This window comes from Syntrophotalea acetylenivorans (assembly GCF_001887775.1).
In the GTDB taxonomy this organism is placed as follows: Bacteria; Desulfobacterota; Desulfuromonadia; order Desulfuromonadales; family Syntrophotaleaceae; genus Syntrophotalea_A; species Syntrophotalea_A acetylenivorans.
Window position 1 is genome coordinate 1217418 of the sequence record NZ_CP015519.1, and the last position, 15391, is coordinate 1232808.

The window sequence follows — 15391 nt, forward strand, 5'->3', positions numbered from 1 at the left end:
GCAGGTTAAGGCAGGCAGTGGTGAGGCTCTGAACAGTCAAAATCTGCCTTTGCCTGATCTGCGAATGCGAAGCATCAGCGTTTATCAGCGTCCCATTCGGTTTGGAGTTCACCCCAATACAGACCAAGCGAAAACCAATTGGACGCAGATGAACGCAGATAAAGTCAAAGGCTATAACTCCTAAAAGAATTCACCGCCGAGTACGCAAAGAACGCCGAGTAAGGCAAAACACCAAAAAAATCCACGCAGTAGGCCAAGCAGTGGTTAGGTTCTGACAACTGTCAAAATCTGCTTTTGCCTGATCTGCGAATGCGAAGCATCAGCGTTTATCAACGTCCCATTCGGTTTGGGTTTCACCCCAATACAGACCAAGCGTAAACTAATTGAACACAGATAAACGCGGATAAAATTAAAGGCTATAGCACTTATGAGGGTGGCTTGCCGTTTTTTCCGGGCAAGGGTTCATCGTACAAATTGGCTTCCTTGGATCTTGAGGTTATGAAACCAAGTCTAGATAGATTTTCTCTGCGCACTCGGCGTCCTCGGAGGTAAATTCCTGGTTTTGTCTATTTATTAGCGCTAAGACGTAAACTTTTCCCGGCTGATGCCGATATGTAACCCATAACAACAACGTTTAAACGACCGAGCTATTCATCACCACCAACTCGAGATTTGCTATGGAACTATCCTTCGATCCCCGCATGCTTATCAGCCAGGCCAGCAGCCCCGAGAAACCGGAGAGACAATCCGGCAATGACCCGGAGCAACTGCGTAAAAAATGCCAGGACTTCGAAGCGATCATGGTTCAGGCGATGCTCAAAAGTATGCGGGATTCGGTCCCCGACGGGGGCCTGCTCCCCAAAGGCAACGACCAACAGATTTTTCAAGACCTAATGGATCAAAACGTGGCCATAGAAATGTCCCGCAAACAAGGCATGGGCATCGCCGACGCCCTGTTCCGCCAACTGCAAAAACTGGAAACGAGTGAATAGCGCCCCCTCCTGTCCTCTTTCAACTTATCCTGTTATCCTGCCTGCATTTTTTTCTAAACTTTTCCTACAATAGAGTCGATATATAGAGCACAGAGAAAGTCTAACAACTGCCCGGAAGATATTTTCTTTATAAATCGGCAGCTTGAAACACAACGAAACCTTTCGCCGGAATGGTATTATTTCACCAGATTCCCTTACGGGAATCCTAATCGCCTTCAGGTGGCAACCATGACTATCGACAAAGTATTTGGCAACAGCGGCATCGGCCCCTTGGACAGAACCAAAAACCGCGTCCAAGCGAAAAAAACCGACCAGGCAGGAGCCCCATCCGGCAGCGACCAGGTGCGGTTTTCCGACACCTTGCAGCAAGCCAACAAAGCACAAAGTGCTGGCCCCAGCGCCGATGTGCAGAGATCTGAAAAGCTTCAGGCTCTCAAGGAGCAGATATCCGCTGGCACTTACCGTCCCGACACACGCAAGGTCGCAGCGAGTCTGCTGCAGTTTATTGCGGAGAGCAAGTAAACATGTCTGAAGCGAACCTCAAACAACGTCTGGAAAACCTCCTTCAGCTGATTCTGACAGAAAGAGAACAGGCTAAAGGGCTCGACATGGCGAGCTTGCAGGAAAGTGCCGAAGAAAAACAACGGCTGCTGCAATCCATAGGTTCCGGCATTGATGACCAGAGCGATCCCGAGGTTCAGCAACTGGCCAACCAAGTGCGCGAAGAGAACCGCCGCAACGCTTACTTGTTCTACCTGACCTTGGGTTGGGTTCGCGAACAAATGACCTTTTTCGGTCAACGTACGGCACCAACCTCCTACGGCTCAAGCGCCGCCCAAATCAGCGAGCAACGCGGCGGCCGACTTCTTTCCGGAAGGATCTGACATGGGTGGTCTGCTTGTCGCATTGAACGCCGGCAAAACAAGCCTCTCGACCAACCAAAAGGTCATCGAGGTCTCCGGCAACAATATCGCCAACGTCAATACCCCCGGCTATTCCCGGCAAAAGGCGATCCTTACTCCCTACCCTTCTCTCAACTTCAACGGCTTCATGATCGGCCAGGGAGTGAAGGTCGGCGATATCGTTCGCGAACACGACGCCTTCCTCTCTACCCAAATTCAGGATAAGAGCGCCGGTTACGGCGAAGCCGATGCCAAAACCTTTCCGCTGGCTGAACTGGAACGCGTATTCGGCATTTCGGATGGGGGAATCAGCACCGATATTGACAGTTTTTTCGATTCCTGGCAGGAGTTGACTGCCAACCCCGGCGGCCAGACCGAGCGGGATATCGTCATCCAGCGAGGTGAATTGCTGGCCGACTCCTTTCACACCGCTTTGGCCGAACTCGATGGCGTCAAACGCAACATCGATGAATCGCTTCTGTCCAAAATTGACGGCGTCAACGACAGTCTGCAGCGGGTCGCTGATCTCAACATTCGCATATCCACCATCGAAAGCAGCGGCCAGACGGCCAACACCTTCCGCGACGAGCGTGACCTGTTGCTGGCCGACCTGTCCTCCAGCATCGGCATTCAGAGCCTGGAAGACAAAGAAGGCAATGTCATGGTCCAGCTCCCCGGTGGTCAGCCCCTGGTGCAAAAGGGCAACGCCCTGACCCTGGAGGGCGAAGTTGTAGATGATGAACTGCAACTGCAGGTCAATACCGGCTCGACTTCGACCCCAATCGACACCACAACCGTCGGCGGTGCTTTCAAGGGATTACTCGAAGTACGGGACCAACTGATCCCCGATCTGGAGAGTCAGCTTGACAAACTGGCCTACAGCCTGGCCACCGAAGTCAACGCCCTGCACAGCACCGGTAGAGACCTCAACGACAATACCGGCATCCTGTTTTTTGACGCCCCGCCCTCGCCAACACCACCAGCAAACCTCTGGGACGGCGCAGCCAATGCCCTCAACGTAGCCATAAGTTCGCCGGATCAGCTTGCCGCAGGCCTGACCAGCGCACCGGGCGACAACACCATCGCCTTGCAAATCGCTGAGCTAGGCAGCGCCAAGATCGTCGATGGCACCGACACCCTGACCGGTGCCTACTCACGCATCAGCGCACAGGTGGGCTTGGAAGCGGGCCAGAACGAACTAGCCACGGCCGCCAACGAAGACACCATGACTCAACTAAAAAACCTGCGTGACGGCAAGGTCGGTGTTTCGCTGGAAGAAGAGATGATCAACCTGATCCAATATCAAAAAGGCTTTGAAGCCTCGGCCAAATTTCTCTCCACGGTCGACGAAATGATGGACACCATCCTGACCATCAAACGTTAATGCCTTAGCAAAAGCCATAAAATGGCTAAGCAAAAATTTTGACATGCAAGGCGGATAGGGTTTTCAGGGCTGAAGGTATACACAAGGCATATCAAAGGTCTGAAAAGCGCTTCAACACAGCAGGGCGGGATTTTTGCGACGCCAAGAGGTAGAATATGAAAACCACTCAATCAACCGTATACCGCAGCCTGCAGAATCAGATTTATAAAACCCAAAGCTCCCTGCTCGATCTTCGTATGTCCGCGGCGACCGGTAAACGGATCAACAAACCGTCCGATGATCCCTCGGCAATCCGGCCGGTACTGAACGCCCGCAGCCAGATGCAGAAGAGCGACCGCTATCTGCGCACCATGGGCAGCGCCTCGGATCGCCTCGACATTCTCGATTCGCACCTGGGCCAGATCGGCAACCTGATGATCCGCGCTCAGGAGACCACCATCAGCGCCGGCAACGCCGCCATGGGGCCGAACGATCTGACCAACCTCTCCGACGCTATCGGCCACATCAAAGACGAACTACTCGCCCTGGCTAATTCCAACGTCGACGGCAAGTATATCTTCGCCGGCTTTGCCGAAGACACCCAGCCCTTCCCCGGCACCGACCCCCTTGATCCTTTTGCCTATGAAGGCGACGGGGGCCACATGGAGTTGGAGATCGCCCCCGGCGAACGAATTCAGGCCAATCTTACCGGCGATGAACTGTTTCAGGGCGCCGGAGGAGGCATCAACCTTTTTGAGGTTCTCGATGATATCCAAACCCAGCTAGCAAACGGCAATGCCGAAGCGGCGCTCAGTCGCCTTGGCGATCTGCAGGACGGTACCGAACAGGTCAGCCGCCAGCGCAGCCAGATGGGTAATATTGGCGCACGGGTGGAAAACGCTCAGGAACATATGGAATCGATCAAAATCGACATGCAGGAAGTCCTTTCCCGCTACGAGGATGCCGACCTCGTTGAAGTGATCACCGCGTTGACCCAACAGGAGCAGGCCTTTGAAGCGGCGCTCAACGTCACTGCCAAGGTGTCAAACCTGTCGATACTAGACTATCTGTAACAGACAACGCTGTTTAACTGCCCCGATGACCGGCCTTGTCTGCGACAAATTTGGTAGGATATTTCATTTACCAGAGGCCTTTGGAGAAAGGCCCCCACAAGCCAAGGAGGGCGACATGTTGGTACTAACTCGCAAAACGGGTGAAGGCATCATCATTGGCGATAACATCCGCATCACCGTCGTCGAAATCAAAGGTGGTGGCATCCGCCTCGGTATAGACGCCCCATCGGATAAAAAAATCTACCGGCAGGAGGTTTTCGACCGCATCTGCCAGGAAAATAAGGAGGCCTTGCAATGGAACCTTGCCGATCTGAATGCCTTGAGCACATCCCTGACCCAAAAGAAGGGACAGTCATGATAAAAATCGTCACCCGCTTTGGCGAGATCGAATACGATCCGACCAAGACCGTCCATTTCCCCGAAGGCTTGATTGGTTTCGAACATCTTCGCGATTTCATCGTCATGCCCAACGAGAAGGAAGGGCCTCTATTCTGGATTCAGAGTATTGATGATCCACAAATTGCTTTTGTCCTCACTGACCCAACAAATTTTTTCTTGGAATACCGAGTAAAACCTGACCAAAGAGAGTGTCAAAAACTTGGCATTCAGTCCCAGGACGATTGTTTTTGCCTATCGGTGGTCACTGTTCCGACGGACCGAAAGATTACCCTCAACCTGGCTGCCCCCATACTTTTTTCTCCATCAACCAACCGTGCTTTACAGGTAATCCTTGAAAACTCCTCGCATAGTGCACGTACTCCATTGCCTCAATGATGACAAAAATGGTTGTGCCGGAACTTTGACACTATCTTTAGAGTATCAAATAGAAAAAGGCGGGAGAGAAATCCCCGCCTTTTTTCTATTTGGTACAACCCATGATTATATAAGAGATTTTTCGCAAGAACATTATGCGGGTCCAGGATTTGCATAGCATGATCAAGCATTATCCACACAGCTAGGGGAACAATAAAATTATGCCCAAGGACAACACTTATATCATCGCAGAGATGGCCTGCTCCCACGAGGGCGATCCGGCCCTGGCTCGCAAAATCATCGACGGCGCCGGCAGGGCGTTAGCGGACGCCATCCAGTTTCAGATCTGGCTGGCAAAGGACATGGCGGTCCCGCACCATCCGGACATCCCGGTCCTGCAACGCATCGAGTTGAGTCGCCAGGACTGGGATGATCTGGCCACTTACGTGCGCCGGAACTATCCACAAATGCAGATCATTGCCTGCGTCTACGAACGTGCCAGCGTCGATTTCGCAGAAAACCTCGACGTCGACGCCTACAAGCTGCACTCTGCCGATCTTGCCAACCCCTACCTTGTCAAATACGTCGCCGCGACGGGCAAGCGTATCGATCTGAGTGTCGGTGCCTCGACTATCGATGAAATTCGCAACGCCGTAGAATGGATTCGCCAAACCTCGGAATCGGAAATCTGGATGATGTACGGCTACCAGAATTTCCCTACGCCTACTGACGCCATCCATCTCGATTACATGATGGCACTTCGCGATCTGTTTCAGCTGCCCATCGGCTATCAGGACCATACAGGCGGTGACCTAGAGGGGGCTTTTTGGCTGCCAGCGGCGGCACTCGGCATGGGAGTCGATGTGCTGGAAAAGCACATCACCCACGACCGCTCCTTCAAAGGGATCGATCACCAGGCGGCTCTCAATCCCGATGAGTTCATGCGATTTACCACCATGGTGCGCGAAATCGAAGCAGCCAAAGGGTCAGCGGTGCCGCGTTCCTTTTCTGAAGAAGAGCAAAAATACCGCATCTATTCAAAAAAAAGCATTGTAGCGGCCCGCGACTTGCCCGCTGGCACACCGATCACCGATACGGATATTCTGTTTATGCGAGCTCCTGACCTTGGCCTGCCGCCGGACCAATCACAGCGTCTTATCGGGCGCACGACCCAAAAGGATATCGTTGCCTTCCAACTGTTGCGCGAGGAGGACATTCAATGAAGGCAGCGATTCTCATTACCGCACGCCTCAAATCGACCCGATTACCTAAAAAGGTCCTTAAGCCGATCGCCGGACGCCCTATGTTCGGGCATCTGATCGACCGCTTGAAGCTGGCTCGCCGCACCGAGCAGATCATCCTTATCACATCTCCCCTTGAACAAGACGATCCCTTGGCAGAATTCGCCGAGCAGGAGGGTATCGGCTGCTATCGGGGCGATCCAGAGGACGTACTGTTGAGAATGACCCGAGCTGCCGAGACCTTCGGCGTAGACACAGTGGTCAGTTGCACCGGCGACAACCCGTTTGTCGATCCGGAATGCATTGATCAACTGGTGGATTTTCACTTGGCCCAAAAGCACGATTTCACCAATACCGAAGGGCTTCCCTGGGGCTGTTTTGCTTACGCATTGTCCTATCCTGCGCTGATCAAGGCCTGCGAGATTAAAGCCGAGCGCGATACCGAAGTGTGGGGAGGATATTTTACTCAAACCGGTCTTTTTAACTGGGGGACAATGACCGTAACCGACCCGGCGATATCCTGGCCTCAATTACGTTTGACCGTTGACACACCGGAAGACTTTGAACTGGTGGCACGAATTTTCGAGGAGCTATACCACCCCGGTGAAGTGTTCCCCCTGCGAGCTATCGTCGAGCTTTGTAGGAAGCGCCCGGACCTGGTGGCCATCAACGCCAACGTTCAGCAGAAGCCAGGGATTGCCATCAAAGTCAAATCAGGAATAAACCTCAACCATGCCTAGAGAAATCGTCATCGGAAATCGTCCAATCGGAGCGGACCATTCCTGTTTCATTATCGCCGAGGCAGGCGTCAACCATAATGGTGACCTGTATCTGGCCCGCGGCCTGATCGAGGCCGCCCAAGCAGCCGGTGCCGACGCGGTTAAATTCCAGACCTTTACCGCTGAAAGGCTGGTCTCGGCTAATGCCCCCAAAGCCGCCTATCAAATGAGGTCCACCGATGTCAAGGAATCACAGTTTACCATGATCAAACGCCTGGAACTCAGTCCTGCCCACCACCACGAGTTGCTTGAGTATTGTCACAAACTGGGGATTCTTTTTCTTTCCTCTCCCTTTGATGAACAGAGTGCCGATTTCTTAGATGACTTAGGCCTGCCCGCATTCAAAATTCCGTCAGGGGAAGTGGTCAATCTGCCCTTTCTCGCCCATGTGGCCCGCAAGGGCAAGCCGATCATCCTCTCCACAGGAATGGCTACGCTCAGCGAGGTTGAAGCAGCAGTGGAAACAATCCGCACCGCCGGTAATCCCCCGCTGGTCCTGCTGCAATGTGTTAGTAACTACCCAGCAGATCCCCGTGACGTCAATTTGCGGGCCATGAAGACACTATCCAGGGCGTTCGACGTTCCAGTCGGTTACTCGGACCACGTAGCGGGCAACGAGATTAGTTTTGGTGCCGCGGCACTTGGCGCCTGTGTAATTGAGAAACACTTTACTCTCAACCGCCAGCTGCCCGGCCCGGATCATCAGGCTTCTTTAGAGCCAGACGATCTGTGTTCATTGGTGGCGGGTATCCGGGCGGTGGAATCCGCGTTGGGCGACGGCTGCAAACGCCCGGCCGTCAGCGAAAAAAATACCGCGAGCGTCGCCCGTAAAAGCCTGGTTGCTGCCTGCGACATCGAGGTTGGAGCAGTTATCGAAGAATCAATGGTCGCCGTCAAGCGCCCCGGAACAGGACTGGCCCCGGACTTGAGTAACCTGGTGGTCGGGCGCACAGCACTGGTCGCAATTCCCCGAGACAGCTTGCTGCGCCTGGAGGACCTTGCATGAAAACCATCGGTGTAGTGACCTCCAGCCGAGCCGATTACGGTATATACCTGCCGGTGTTGCGGGCGATTTTGGCCGAGCCCAATCTGCGGCTGCAACTTTTTGTGACGGGCATGCACCTTGCCCCAGAATTTGGGTTAACGGTACGAGCCATCGAAAAAGACGGCTTTCCCATTGCTGAACGGGTCGAGGCACTGCTCTCCGCAGATTCGCCGGCGGGCACAGCTATCTCCATGGGCCTGAGCACACAGGGCTTTGCCATGGCCTTTGCCCGCACCCGCCCCGACATTCTGCTGGTGCTTGGCGACCGCTTCGAAATGCACGCAGCAGCCCTTGCGGCCCTCCCCTTTAAAATCCCCCTCGCCCACATCCACGGTGGCGAAATCACCCGTGGGGCCATCGACGAGAGTCTGCGCCACAGTCTTACCAAACTCAGCCACTTGCATTTCGTTACTACTGAGGAATACCGGCGCCGAGTTATCCAGCTCGGCGAAGAACCCTGGCGGGTCACCATGAGCGGCGCACCAGGACTGGACAATCTTCGAGACATCCAGCTACTTCCGAAAAAAGAGTTCCACGCACAGTTTGGCATCAACCTCGAAGAAGGAACGCTACTAGTCACCTATCACCCGGTCACCCTTGAATACGAGCAGACCGGCGCGCAGGTCAATAACCTGTTAGCGGCATTACAGCAAAGCGGACGCCCGTTGCTGTTCACTTTGGCCAACGCAGACACCCTCGGCCGTGAAATCAATTGCCGCATCCGCGAATTTGTGGCTGGCACGGACAAAGCCCAAATGGTGGACAGTCTCGGCACCCAAGGCTATTTCAGTGCCATGGCCTTGGTTGATGCGATGGTGGGGAACTCTTCCAGCGGGATCATTGAGGCAGCTTCATTCAACCTGCCGGTGGTAAATATCGGAAACCGCCAGCAAGGAAGGGTTCGCGCTGGCAACGTTATCGACACCGGCTACTCTACAAAGGCGATTCAGAACGGTATCTCTCATGCTCTCGATCCTGCTTTCCGCCACTCTCTATCGGAGATCGCCAATCCCTATGGCGAAGGTCGTGCCGCCTCTCTGATTGTGGAACGGCTTTTATCGGCAAAAGCGGACGACCGCCTGCTGCACAAAGCTTTTTTTGATCTCGATTCCAGACAACAGGAGTAGTACTTTGAAAATCCTTTACTTTGGAGATGCAGACTGGGGAGCTGCGGCCCTGCGCGAACTGGTCCGCCGCGGCCATGACCTGCTCGGCGTGGTATTGAGGAAAAACCCGACCGACGGGGAACTGGAAGCAACTGCCCGGCAACTTGACTTGCCGATATTCCAACCGCAGCGCTGCAACGACCCCGAGTTTCTCGCTACCATACGAAGCCTGAGTCCCGAACTGAACCTTTCGGTTTCTTACGACCAGATACTGCGCCCGCCGATTTTGGAAACCGCTCCGCTTGGTTTTGTCAATTTCCATGCCGGCATGCTCCCCTGGTATCGAGGGCGTAGCGTTATCAACTGGGCCATTATTAATGGCGAAACCCAGATTGGACTGACCGCGCATTTTGTTGATGAAGGAATCGACACTGGCGACATCATCCTCCAAAAATCTCTACCAGTAACTTGGACAGATACTTACGCAGAAGTCATGGAACGAATGATTGCCTCTTTCCCCGGACTGGTGGTCGATACCGTGGAACTGTTGGCTTCGGGTCATTTCGATCGACGCCCGCAGGCTCATCTGCCCGGGAGTTATTTTCCGCAGCGCGGGCCTGGTGACGAATGGATCGACTGGAATGACACAAGCAGCAATATCTACAACAAGATTCGAGGCATCACCACCCCTGGGCCCGGCGCGCGCACCTTTTTGGATGGACAGCCAATGATTCTCTGGAGAGCAAGTTACGATCTCTCCTGGCCGAAATACCAGGCAACACCCGGCCAGGTGGTCGGTATCGAATCCTCCGGTGTAAGAGTAAAAACCGGGGATTCTACCCTGATTCTCAACCTGGTGGAGTTACCCGAGGACTCCCAGGGACCCCGCCTGCCTCGCTTTAAGATCGGAACTCGCTTCGGAATCAATCTGCATGAGCATATCCTGCAGCTACAACAGCAGATACTAGAACTCCGTTGCATAGAAAAAACCTCTTAAGATTTGTTCTTTTCCCGTCGAAAAGTATTTCAAGTCACGATGACTCGTTTTTTTTTCAAGGAGGAATCAAACGATGCCCCAAACCGTGCTTGGCATCATCCCAGCCCGCGGCGGCTCCAAAGGCGTACCACGCAAAAACATCCGGCCTCTGGTCGGTCGCCCGTTAATTGCCCACACCATCGACAAAGCGTTTCAATCCAACTCTCTCGATCGGGTGCTGGTTTCGACCGACGATGCTGAAATTGCGGCCGCTGCTCGCCACTGTGGAGCGGAGGTGCCTTTTCTGCGTCCCGCTGAATTCGCCACCGACACCGCCTCATCGCTCTCGGTAATCCGCCACGCCATTAATTGGCTGGCGATTAACGAGCAGTATCATCCCGACGCTGTGGCCATTCTTCCGCCAACCTCGCCGCTGCGCACCGTGGAGCATATTGACCAGACAGTTGGCTTGCTCTGGAGTTCCGGTCTTGATTCGGCTGTAACAGTCATCCCGGTCCAGGACCATCCCTATTTTATTTTCAGCCGCAGCGCCAGGGGGCAAATGGAAGAATTGATCCACCTCCCCGAGAAACCGCTGCGTCGCCAAGAACTCCCCGAGTTCTTCACCCACAGTCAGTCGGTTATCGTCTCGCGTACCGAATACCTAAAGCGGTGTGAAGACAAGGACGCAATCTTCAACTTTCGCTCTATGGCCGGCTATCCCGTTGACCAGGAAAGCGCTATGGACATCGACACTCTGAATGATTTTGCAATTGCCGAGGCCCGCCTGGCACAACGCCTGACTGCCCAGCAAGCGGTGGCCTGAAGCGAAGCCCGAGGCGGCTTAAAGGGAGAAACAGATGAGCAAGCCCAAGCTCAGTGCCGACTTTGACGTGGATACCCCCGTCGATCATAATTTCCATCTGAGCCCCAGCGAAAAGATTAAGCGCTGGGAAGCTACACTCCCCCCCGACTACTGGGAATACCGGCAGAAGTGGGAAGATTTCCCAAAGCAAAAGATTGTCGGTGGATTCCCCATTCATCTCGACATCGAGGCGACCAATGCCTGCAACCTGAAGTGTGTCATGTGCCCGCGGACAGATATGATCGAGGCCGGTACCTTCTGGAATATTGGAATGTTTGACTTCGAGGCCTATTGTCGTCTGATCGACGAAGGGATCAATAAAGGCCTGTGCTCCCTCAAATACAACTACCTCGGCGAACCGACTTTGAACCCCCGCTTGGTGGAAATGATTCGTTACGCCAAGCAGGCCGGAGTGGTCGACGTCATGTTCAATACCAACGCAATGCTGCTTACCGAGGAACTCTCCAGGAAGCTCATCGAAGCTGGTCTGGACAAATTGTTCTTCTCCTTCGATTCGCCCTACCCCGAGAAGTATGAGCAGATCCGGGCTGGTGCCAATTTCGACCAGGCCCTGGGGAACATTCGCCGGTTCATGGAAATCCGCGAAGAGTTGGGATCGCTCCGCCCCTTCACCCGAGTTTCCATCGTCCGCATGAAGGACAATGAAGACGAATGGGAGGCGTTTCAGGCGTTATTCGAACCTATCGTCGATGCGGTGGCTTATGTCGATTATCTGGAGCACACAGGCCAGAGCAATGCCGAACGTCATTTGGTCGACCTCGGTTCGCGTAAAACCAAATTCTGCTGCCCGCAACTCTGGCAGCGCATGTTCATTCACCCGGACGGGGTGGCCACTGCCTGCTGCATCGATTCAGCCCGCGAACTGCAGGTGGGCAACGTTTTCGAGAAAAGTACAAAGGATATTTGGTTAGGCGAGGAATATCAGAAACTCCGTGAACTGCACGCTTCCGGCCGTTTCGCCGAGATTCCCACTTGCGCCCGTTGCCCCCTGGCGCAATATTGATTGAATGGAGGCCTTCATGTACCTGAACATTGCGATCGAAGATCTATGCATGCCCGAGCAGGCCTCTTTGCGCGAGGCGATTTCCGTACTACAGAACGGTGCCAAACAGATAGCTCTGGTAGTGGACAAAGAACGCCGTCTTTTGGGAACCATAACCGATGGCGACCTGCGGCGGGCCATGCTCGGTGGGGTTACCATGGAAGCATCGGCGGCTAGTGTCATGCAACGCTCTTTCATTGCCGGGCGCGAAAAGATGGAAAAGGCTGATGTCTTCGCTTTAATGCAGGAAAAGCTGATTCGCCATGTTCCCCTACTCAACCGAGCCGGAATCCTGGTCGACCTGGCCTGGATTTCCGACCTTATCCAACAAGACCAGCTGGACTTGTCGGCCGTGGTCATGGCCGGCGGCTTCGGCAAACGTCTGCTGCCCCTGACCGAAAGCCTGCCAAAACCGATGCTGCCGGTCGGCGACCGGCCGGTCATGGAACATATCATCGGTAATCTACGCGGCGCCGGGATCCGCGACGTCAATGTAACCACCCACTATATGCCGGAAAAAATCATCAATTATTTTGGTAACGGCCGCAACTTTGGTGTTAGGATCAACTACGTTTCAGAGGATCGACCTTTGGGCACCGCCGGAGCTTTGGGCCTAATGCCTGTTCCAGACAGGCCGATGCTGGTAGTCAACGGCGATATCATGACCCAGGTCGATTACCGGGCCATGCAGGCCTTTCATCGGGAACACGAAGCTGATCTGACCGTGGGCGTACGCCAGTACGATCTACAAATCCCATACGGGGTGATGGTCTGCGAAGGGGCCGAAGTCAGAAAATTGAGCGAAAAACCCAATCACAAATTTCTGGTCAATGCCGGTATCTACATGCTGGAGCCGGCGGTGCACCGCTTCATCCCACGCAATGAACGCTTTGACATGACCGAACTGATCGAGGCCCTAATTCGCGATGGGCGCAGGGTGGTCAGCTTTCCGATCATGGAATACTGGCTCGATATCGGCCAACACGAAGATTACCAACAGGCACAAACAGATCAGGGGAAAAGGAGAATGTCAGCGTGAATTGGCAGGGAAAGCGGGTTCTAGTTACTGGGGCGGGAGGCTTCATCGGCAGCCATCTCACCGAAAAGTTGGTCCGAGAAGGAGCCAAGGTCAAAGCTCTGGTACATTACAATGCCCTGGGCAGTTGGGGGTGGCTTGACCGCTCCCAGATTCGCGATGACATTGAGGTGATTGCCGGCGACATCACTGACCAAGACTGTGTTCGCCAGGCGGTGAAGAACACAGAGGTAGTGTTTCATCTCGCTGCTTTAATTGCCATCCCCTATTCTTACCAAGCCCCTGCATCATACGTGCGGACCAACGTCAACGGTACTCTCAATATGTTGCAGGCGGCGCGGGAACACGGGGTGGAGCGAATGATCCACACCTCGACCAGCGAGGTCTACGGCACCGCTCTACAGGTTCCGATCAACGAAAAACATCCTCTGCAAGGGCAATCCCCTTATTCGGCGAGCAAGATAGGCGCCGACAAAATGGCCGAGGCGTTTAGTTGCTCTTTCGATGTACCCGTTGTCACTGTCCGTCCTTTTAATACCTTTGGTCCGCGCCAGTCGGCCCGGGCGGTTATTCCGACCATTATCAGCCAGTGCCTTACCGGCGATACGGTGCGCTTGGGGAGCCTCTCGCCCACCCGAGACATGAACTACGTTGCCAACACAGTTGACGGCTTTCTCGCCGCCGCAACCGCACCGGCGGCAATAGGCCGCACCGTCAGCTTCGGCTCCGGCCGGGAGATCAGCATCGGCGATCTGGCTCAACTCATTGCCGGTCTCATCGGCAAGCCGATTCGCATCGAAAGCGAAGAAACGCGGATCCGTCCCAACAAGAGCGAAGTCGAGCGGCTGCTGGCCGACAACACCCTAGCCAAAAATCTGCTGAATTGGACTCCGCAAGTGAGCCTGGAGGAGGGCCTGCAGAGGACCATTACCTGGATGAAAGATCATCTGGAAAGGTACCGTCCCGGTGTCTACGTCGTCTGAGACCAAAACCCCTGCCCCAGCGGCCACCATCCCCCTGTGCGTCCCAGAAATCCGCGGTAACGAATGGCAGTACGTCAAGAACTGCCTCGACACCAGCTGGGTCTCTTCGGTGGGCGCTTATGTCGATCGCTTCGAGCAGAAGATGGCCGAACGGCTGGGAGCCCCTTTCCACGGGGTAGCCACCGTAAACGGTACGGCGGCACTGCATACCGCATTACTGGTCGCCGGAGTTCAACCGGACGATGAAGTACTGGTTTCGGATTTGACCTTCATCGCACCGGCTAATGCGATTCGCTACGCAGGGGCTTGGCCGGTACTCATCGACGCCGAGCCAGGCTGCTGGCAGATGGATCCGCAGCAGGTTGAGTTGTTTTTGACTCGCGACTGTGAGATGGCCGGTGGGGTCCTACGCAACCGACAAAGCGGCAGGCGAGTCAAAGCGATCATTCCAGTGCATATTCTTGGCCATCCGGTCGATCTTGATCCGATTATGGAGTTGGCCGGCCGCTTTGACCTGGTGGTCATCGAGGATGCCACCGAAGGACTCGGTGGCCACTATCGGGGCTCCCCGTTGGGAGGTATCGGCCATATCGGCTGCTATAGCTTCAACGGAAACAAAATGATCACCACCGGTGGCGGCGGTATGCTGGTGACGGGAAACCCACAATGGGCTGAAAAGGCCCGCTATCTGACGACCCAGGCCAAGGACGATCCTCTGGAGTACATCCATGGGGAACTCGGCTTCAATTATCGTCTGACCAACCTGCAGGCAGCCATGGGTTGCGCTCAGTTGGAACAGTTGGATGCCTATCTGAGCGCCAAAGAAGCCATAGCAGACCGTTACCGCCAAGAGCTTTGCATGGTTCCGGGGATTACCCCAATGCCCACAGTGGATTACGGTCAGAGCGCCTGGTGGCTCTACACAGTGCGGGTCGATCCTGCCCAATATGGTATGGACCGTAAAACATTGATGCAACGCCTGGCCGCAGAAGGGATTCAGACCCGCCCCCTGTGGCAGCCCCTGCACCTTTCTCCCGTCTATCGACAGGCACAGCGGATTGGCGGCGAAGTTTCCGAACAGCTCAACAGCTCGGCGCTCAGTCTGCCCTGCTCGGTCGGACTGAGCGCAGCGGAACAACAGAGGGTGATCGAAGCCCTGGTCCGGCTTGGTGGCTGACCCCACCGGTCTTCATTTTTTTGGCCTTCCTCTTGCA

Annotated in this window: 17 protein-coding genes; all 17 read left to right on the forward strand. The window is 54.6% G+C overall.

What is annotated here, in order from left to right; translation table 11 throughout:
- Window positions 1-677: 677 nt before the first annotated feature.
- The 17 genes from A7E78_RS05560 to A7E78_RS05640 all read left to right on the forward strand — a co-directional run bounded on the left by A7E78_RS05560 (window position 678) and on the right by A7E78_RS05640 (window position 15354).
- Window positions 678-992 (forward strand): rod-binding protein, encoded by a 315-nt coding sequence (locus A7E78_RS05560; RefSeq protein ID WP_072283309.1) that lies wholly within the window; start codon window positions 678-680, stop codon window positions 990-992.
- A gap of 228 nt (window positions 993-1220) precedes the next feature.
- Entirely contained in the window at window positions 1221-1514 is a 294-nt protein-coding gene (gene flgM / locus A7E78_RS05565; RefSeq protein WP_072283310.1) for a flagellar biosynthesis anti-sigma factor FlgM, read from the forward strand.
- A gap of 2 nt (window positions 1515-1516) precedes the next feature.
- On the forward strand, window positions 1517-1876 hold the full coding sequence (locus tag A7E78_RS05570; RefSeq protein ID WP_072283311.1) for a hypothetical protein: 360 nt from the start codon (window positions 1517-1519) through the stop codon (window positions 1874-1876).
- A 1-nt stretch (window position 1877) separates the two neighbouring features.
- Window positions 1878-3278, forward strand: coding sequence for a flagellar hook-associated protein FlgK (gene flgK / locus A7E78_RS05575; RefSeq protein ID WP_072283312.1), 1401 nt, complete (start codon window positions 1878-1880; stop codon window positions 3276-3278).
- 155 nt (window positions 3279-3433) lie between these two features.
- The gene (flgL, locus tag A7E78_RS05580) at window positions 3434-4330 is read left to right on the forward strand and encodes a flagellar hook-associated protein FlgL (RefSeq protein WP_072283313.1); all 897 of its coding nucleotides are present in this window, start codon (window positions 3434-3436) and stop codon (window positions 4328-4330) included.
- A gap of 115 nt (window positions 4331-4445) precedes the next feature.
- Window positions 4446-4688 carry a carbon storage regulator CsrA gene (gene csrA, locus A7E78_RS05585; protein WP_072283314.1) on the forward strand — a complete coding sequence of 81 codons (243 nt, stop codon included), beginning with the start codon at window positions 4446-4448 and terminating at the stop codon, window positions 4686-4688.
- Window positions 4685-5104 (forward strand): flagellar assembly protein FliW, encoded by a 420-nt coding sequence (locus tag A7E78_RS05590; RefSeq protein WP_072283315.1) that lies wholly within the window; start codon window positions 4685-4687, stop codon window positions 5102-5104. Before csrA ends, A7E78_RS05590 begins: the two co-directional genes overlap by 4 nt.
- Before the next feature lie 200 nt (window positions 5105-5304).
- Window positions 5305-6306: an N-acetylneuraminate synthase family protein gene (locus A7E78_RS05595; RefSeq protein ID WP_072283316.1), complete on the forward strand. Its 1002-nt coding sequence runs from the start codon at window positions 5305-5307 to the stop codon at window positions 6304-6306.
- The gene (locus tag A7E78_RS05600) at window positions 6303-7064 is read left to right on the forward strand and encodes a cytidylyltransferase domain-containing protein (protein WP_072283317.1); all 762 of its coding nucleotides are present in this window, start codon (window positions 6303-6305) and stop codon (window positions 7062-7064) included. The genes A7E78_RS05595 and A7E78_RS05600 overlap by 4 nt, the downstream gene beginning before the upstream one ends.
- Entirely contained in the window at window positions 7057-8109 is a 1053-nt protein-coding gene (gene neuB / locus A7E78_RS05605; RefSeq protein WP_072283318.1) for an N-acetylneuraminate synthase, read from the forward strand. Before A7E78_RS05600 ends, neuB begins: the two co-directional genes overlap by 8 nt.
- Window positions 8106-9275: a UDP-N-acetylglucosamine 2-epimerase gene (gene neuC / locus A7E78_RS05610; protein WP_072283319.1), complete on the forward strand. Its 1170-nt coding sequence runs from the start codon at window positions 8106-8108 to the stop codon at window positions 9273-9275. The genes neuB and neuC overlap by 4 nt, the downstream gene beginning before the upstream one ends.
- 4 nt (window positions 9276-9279) lie before the next feature.
- Entirely contained in the window at window positions 9280-10251 is a 972-nt protein-coding gene (locus tag A7E78_RS05615; protein WP_072283320.1) for a methionyl-tRNA formyltransferase, read from the forward strand.
- A 73-nt stretch (window positions 10252-10324) separates the two neighbouring features.
- Window positions 10325-11056, forward strand: a complete 732-nt coding sequence (locus A7E78_RS05620) for an acylneuraminate cytidylyltransferase family protein (protein ID WP_072283321.1) — start codon at window positions 10325-10327, stop codon at window positions 11054-11056.
- A gap of 34 nt (window positions 11057-11090) precedes the next feature.
- Window positions 11091-12119 carry a radical SAM/SPASM domain-containing protein gene (locus A7E78_RS05625; RefSeq protein WP_072283322.1) on the forward strand — a complete coding sequence of 343 codons (1029 nt, stop codon included), beginning with the start codon at window positions 11091-11093 and terminating at the stop codon, window positions 12117-12119.
- A gap of 16 nt (window positions 12120-12135) precedes the next feature.
- On the forward strand, window positions 12136-13197 hold the full coding sequence (locus tag A7E78_RS05630) for a nucleotidyltransferase family protein (protein ID WP_072283323.1): 1062 nt from the start codon (window positions 12136-12138) through the stop codon (window positions 13195-13197).
- On the forward strand, window positions 13194-14177 hold the full coding sequence (locus tag A7E78_RS05635; protein ID WP_072283324.1) for an SDR family NAD(P)-dependent oxidoreductase: 984 nt from the start codon (window positions 13194-13196) through the stop codon (window positions 14175-14177). The genes A7E78_RS05630 and A7E78_RS05635 overlap by 4 nt, the downstream gene beginning before the upstream one ends.
- Window positions 14161-15354, forward strand: coding sequence for a LegC family aminotransferase (locus A7E78_RS05640; RefSeq protein WP_158516076.1), 1194 nt, complete (start codon window positions 14161-14163; stop codon window positions 15352-15354). Before A7E78_RS05635 ends, A7E78_RS05640 begins: the two co-directional genes overlap by 17 nt.
- Window positions 15355-15391 lie beyond the last annotated feature (37 nt).

What these genes read in the sequence shown, in the direction of transcription:
- A7E78_RS05625 (WP_072283322.1), top strand. Translation starts at nt 11,091, where the DNA reads ATGAGCAAGCCCAAGCTCAGTGCCGACTTTGACGTGGATACCCCCGTC.
- flgM (WP_072283310.1), top strand. Translation starts at nt 1,221, where the DNA reads ATGACTATCGACAAAGTATTTGGCAACAGCGGCATCGGCCCCTTGGAC.
- flgK (WP_072283312.1), top strand. Translation starts at nt 1,878, where the DNA reads ATGGGTGGTCTGCTTGTCGCATTGAACGCCGGCAAAACAAGCCTCTCG.
- A7E78_RS05600 (WP_072283317.1), top strand. Translation starts at nt 6,303, where the DNA reads ATGAAGGCAGCGATTCTCATTACCGCACGCCTCAAATCGACCCGATTA.
- A7E78_RS05570 (WP_072283311.1), top strand. Translation starts at nt 1,517, where the DNA reads ATGTCTGAAGCGAACCTCAAACAACGTCTGGAAAACCTCCTTCAGCTG.
- A7E78_RS05595 (WP_072283316.1), top strand. Translation starts at nt 5,305, where the DNA reads ATGCCCAAGGACAACACTTATATCATCGCAGAGATGGCCTGCTCCCAC.
- A7E78_RS05590 (WP_072283315.1), top strand. Translation starts at nt 4,685, where the DNA reads ATGATAAAAATCGTCACCCGCTTTGGCGAGATCGAATACGATCCGACC.
- csrA (WP_072283314.1), top strand. Translation starts at nt 4,446, where the DNA reads ATGTTGGTACTAACTCGCAAAACGGGTGAAGGCATCATCATTGGCGAT.
- flgL (WP_072283313.1), top strand. Translation starts at nt 3,434, where the DNA reads ATGAAAACCACTCAATCAACCGTATACCGCAGCCTGCAGAATCAGATT.
- A7E78_RS05630 (WP_072283323.1), top strand. Translation starts at nt 12,136, where the DNA reads ATGTACCTGAACATTGCGATCGAAGATCTATGCATGCCCGAGCAGGCC.
- A7E78_RS05620 (WP_072283321.1), top strand. Translation starts at nt 10,325, where the DNA reads ATGCCCCAAACCGTGCTTGGCATCATCCCAGCCCGCGGCGGCTCCAAA.
- A7E78_RS05560 (WP_072283309.1), top strand. Translation starts at nt 678, where the DNA reads ATGGAACTATCCTTCGATCCCCGCATGCTTATCAGCCAGGCCAGCAGC.
- neuC (WP_072283319.1), top strand. Translation starts at nt 8,106, where the DNA reads ATGAAAACCATCGGTGTAGTGACCTCCAGCCGAGCCGATTACGGTATA.
- neuB (WP_072283318.1), top strand. Translation starts at nt 7,057, where the DNA reads ATGCCTAGAGAAATCGTCATCGGAAATCGTCCAATCGGAGCGGACCAT.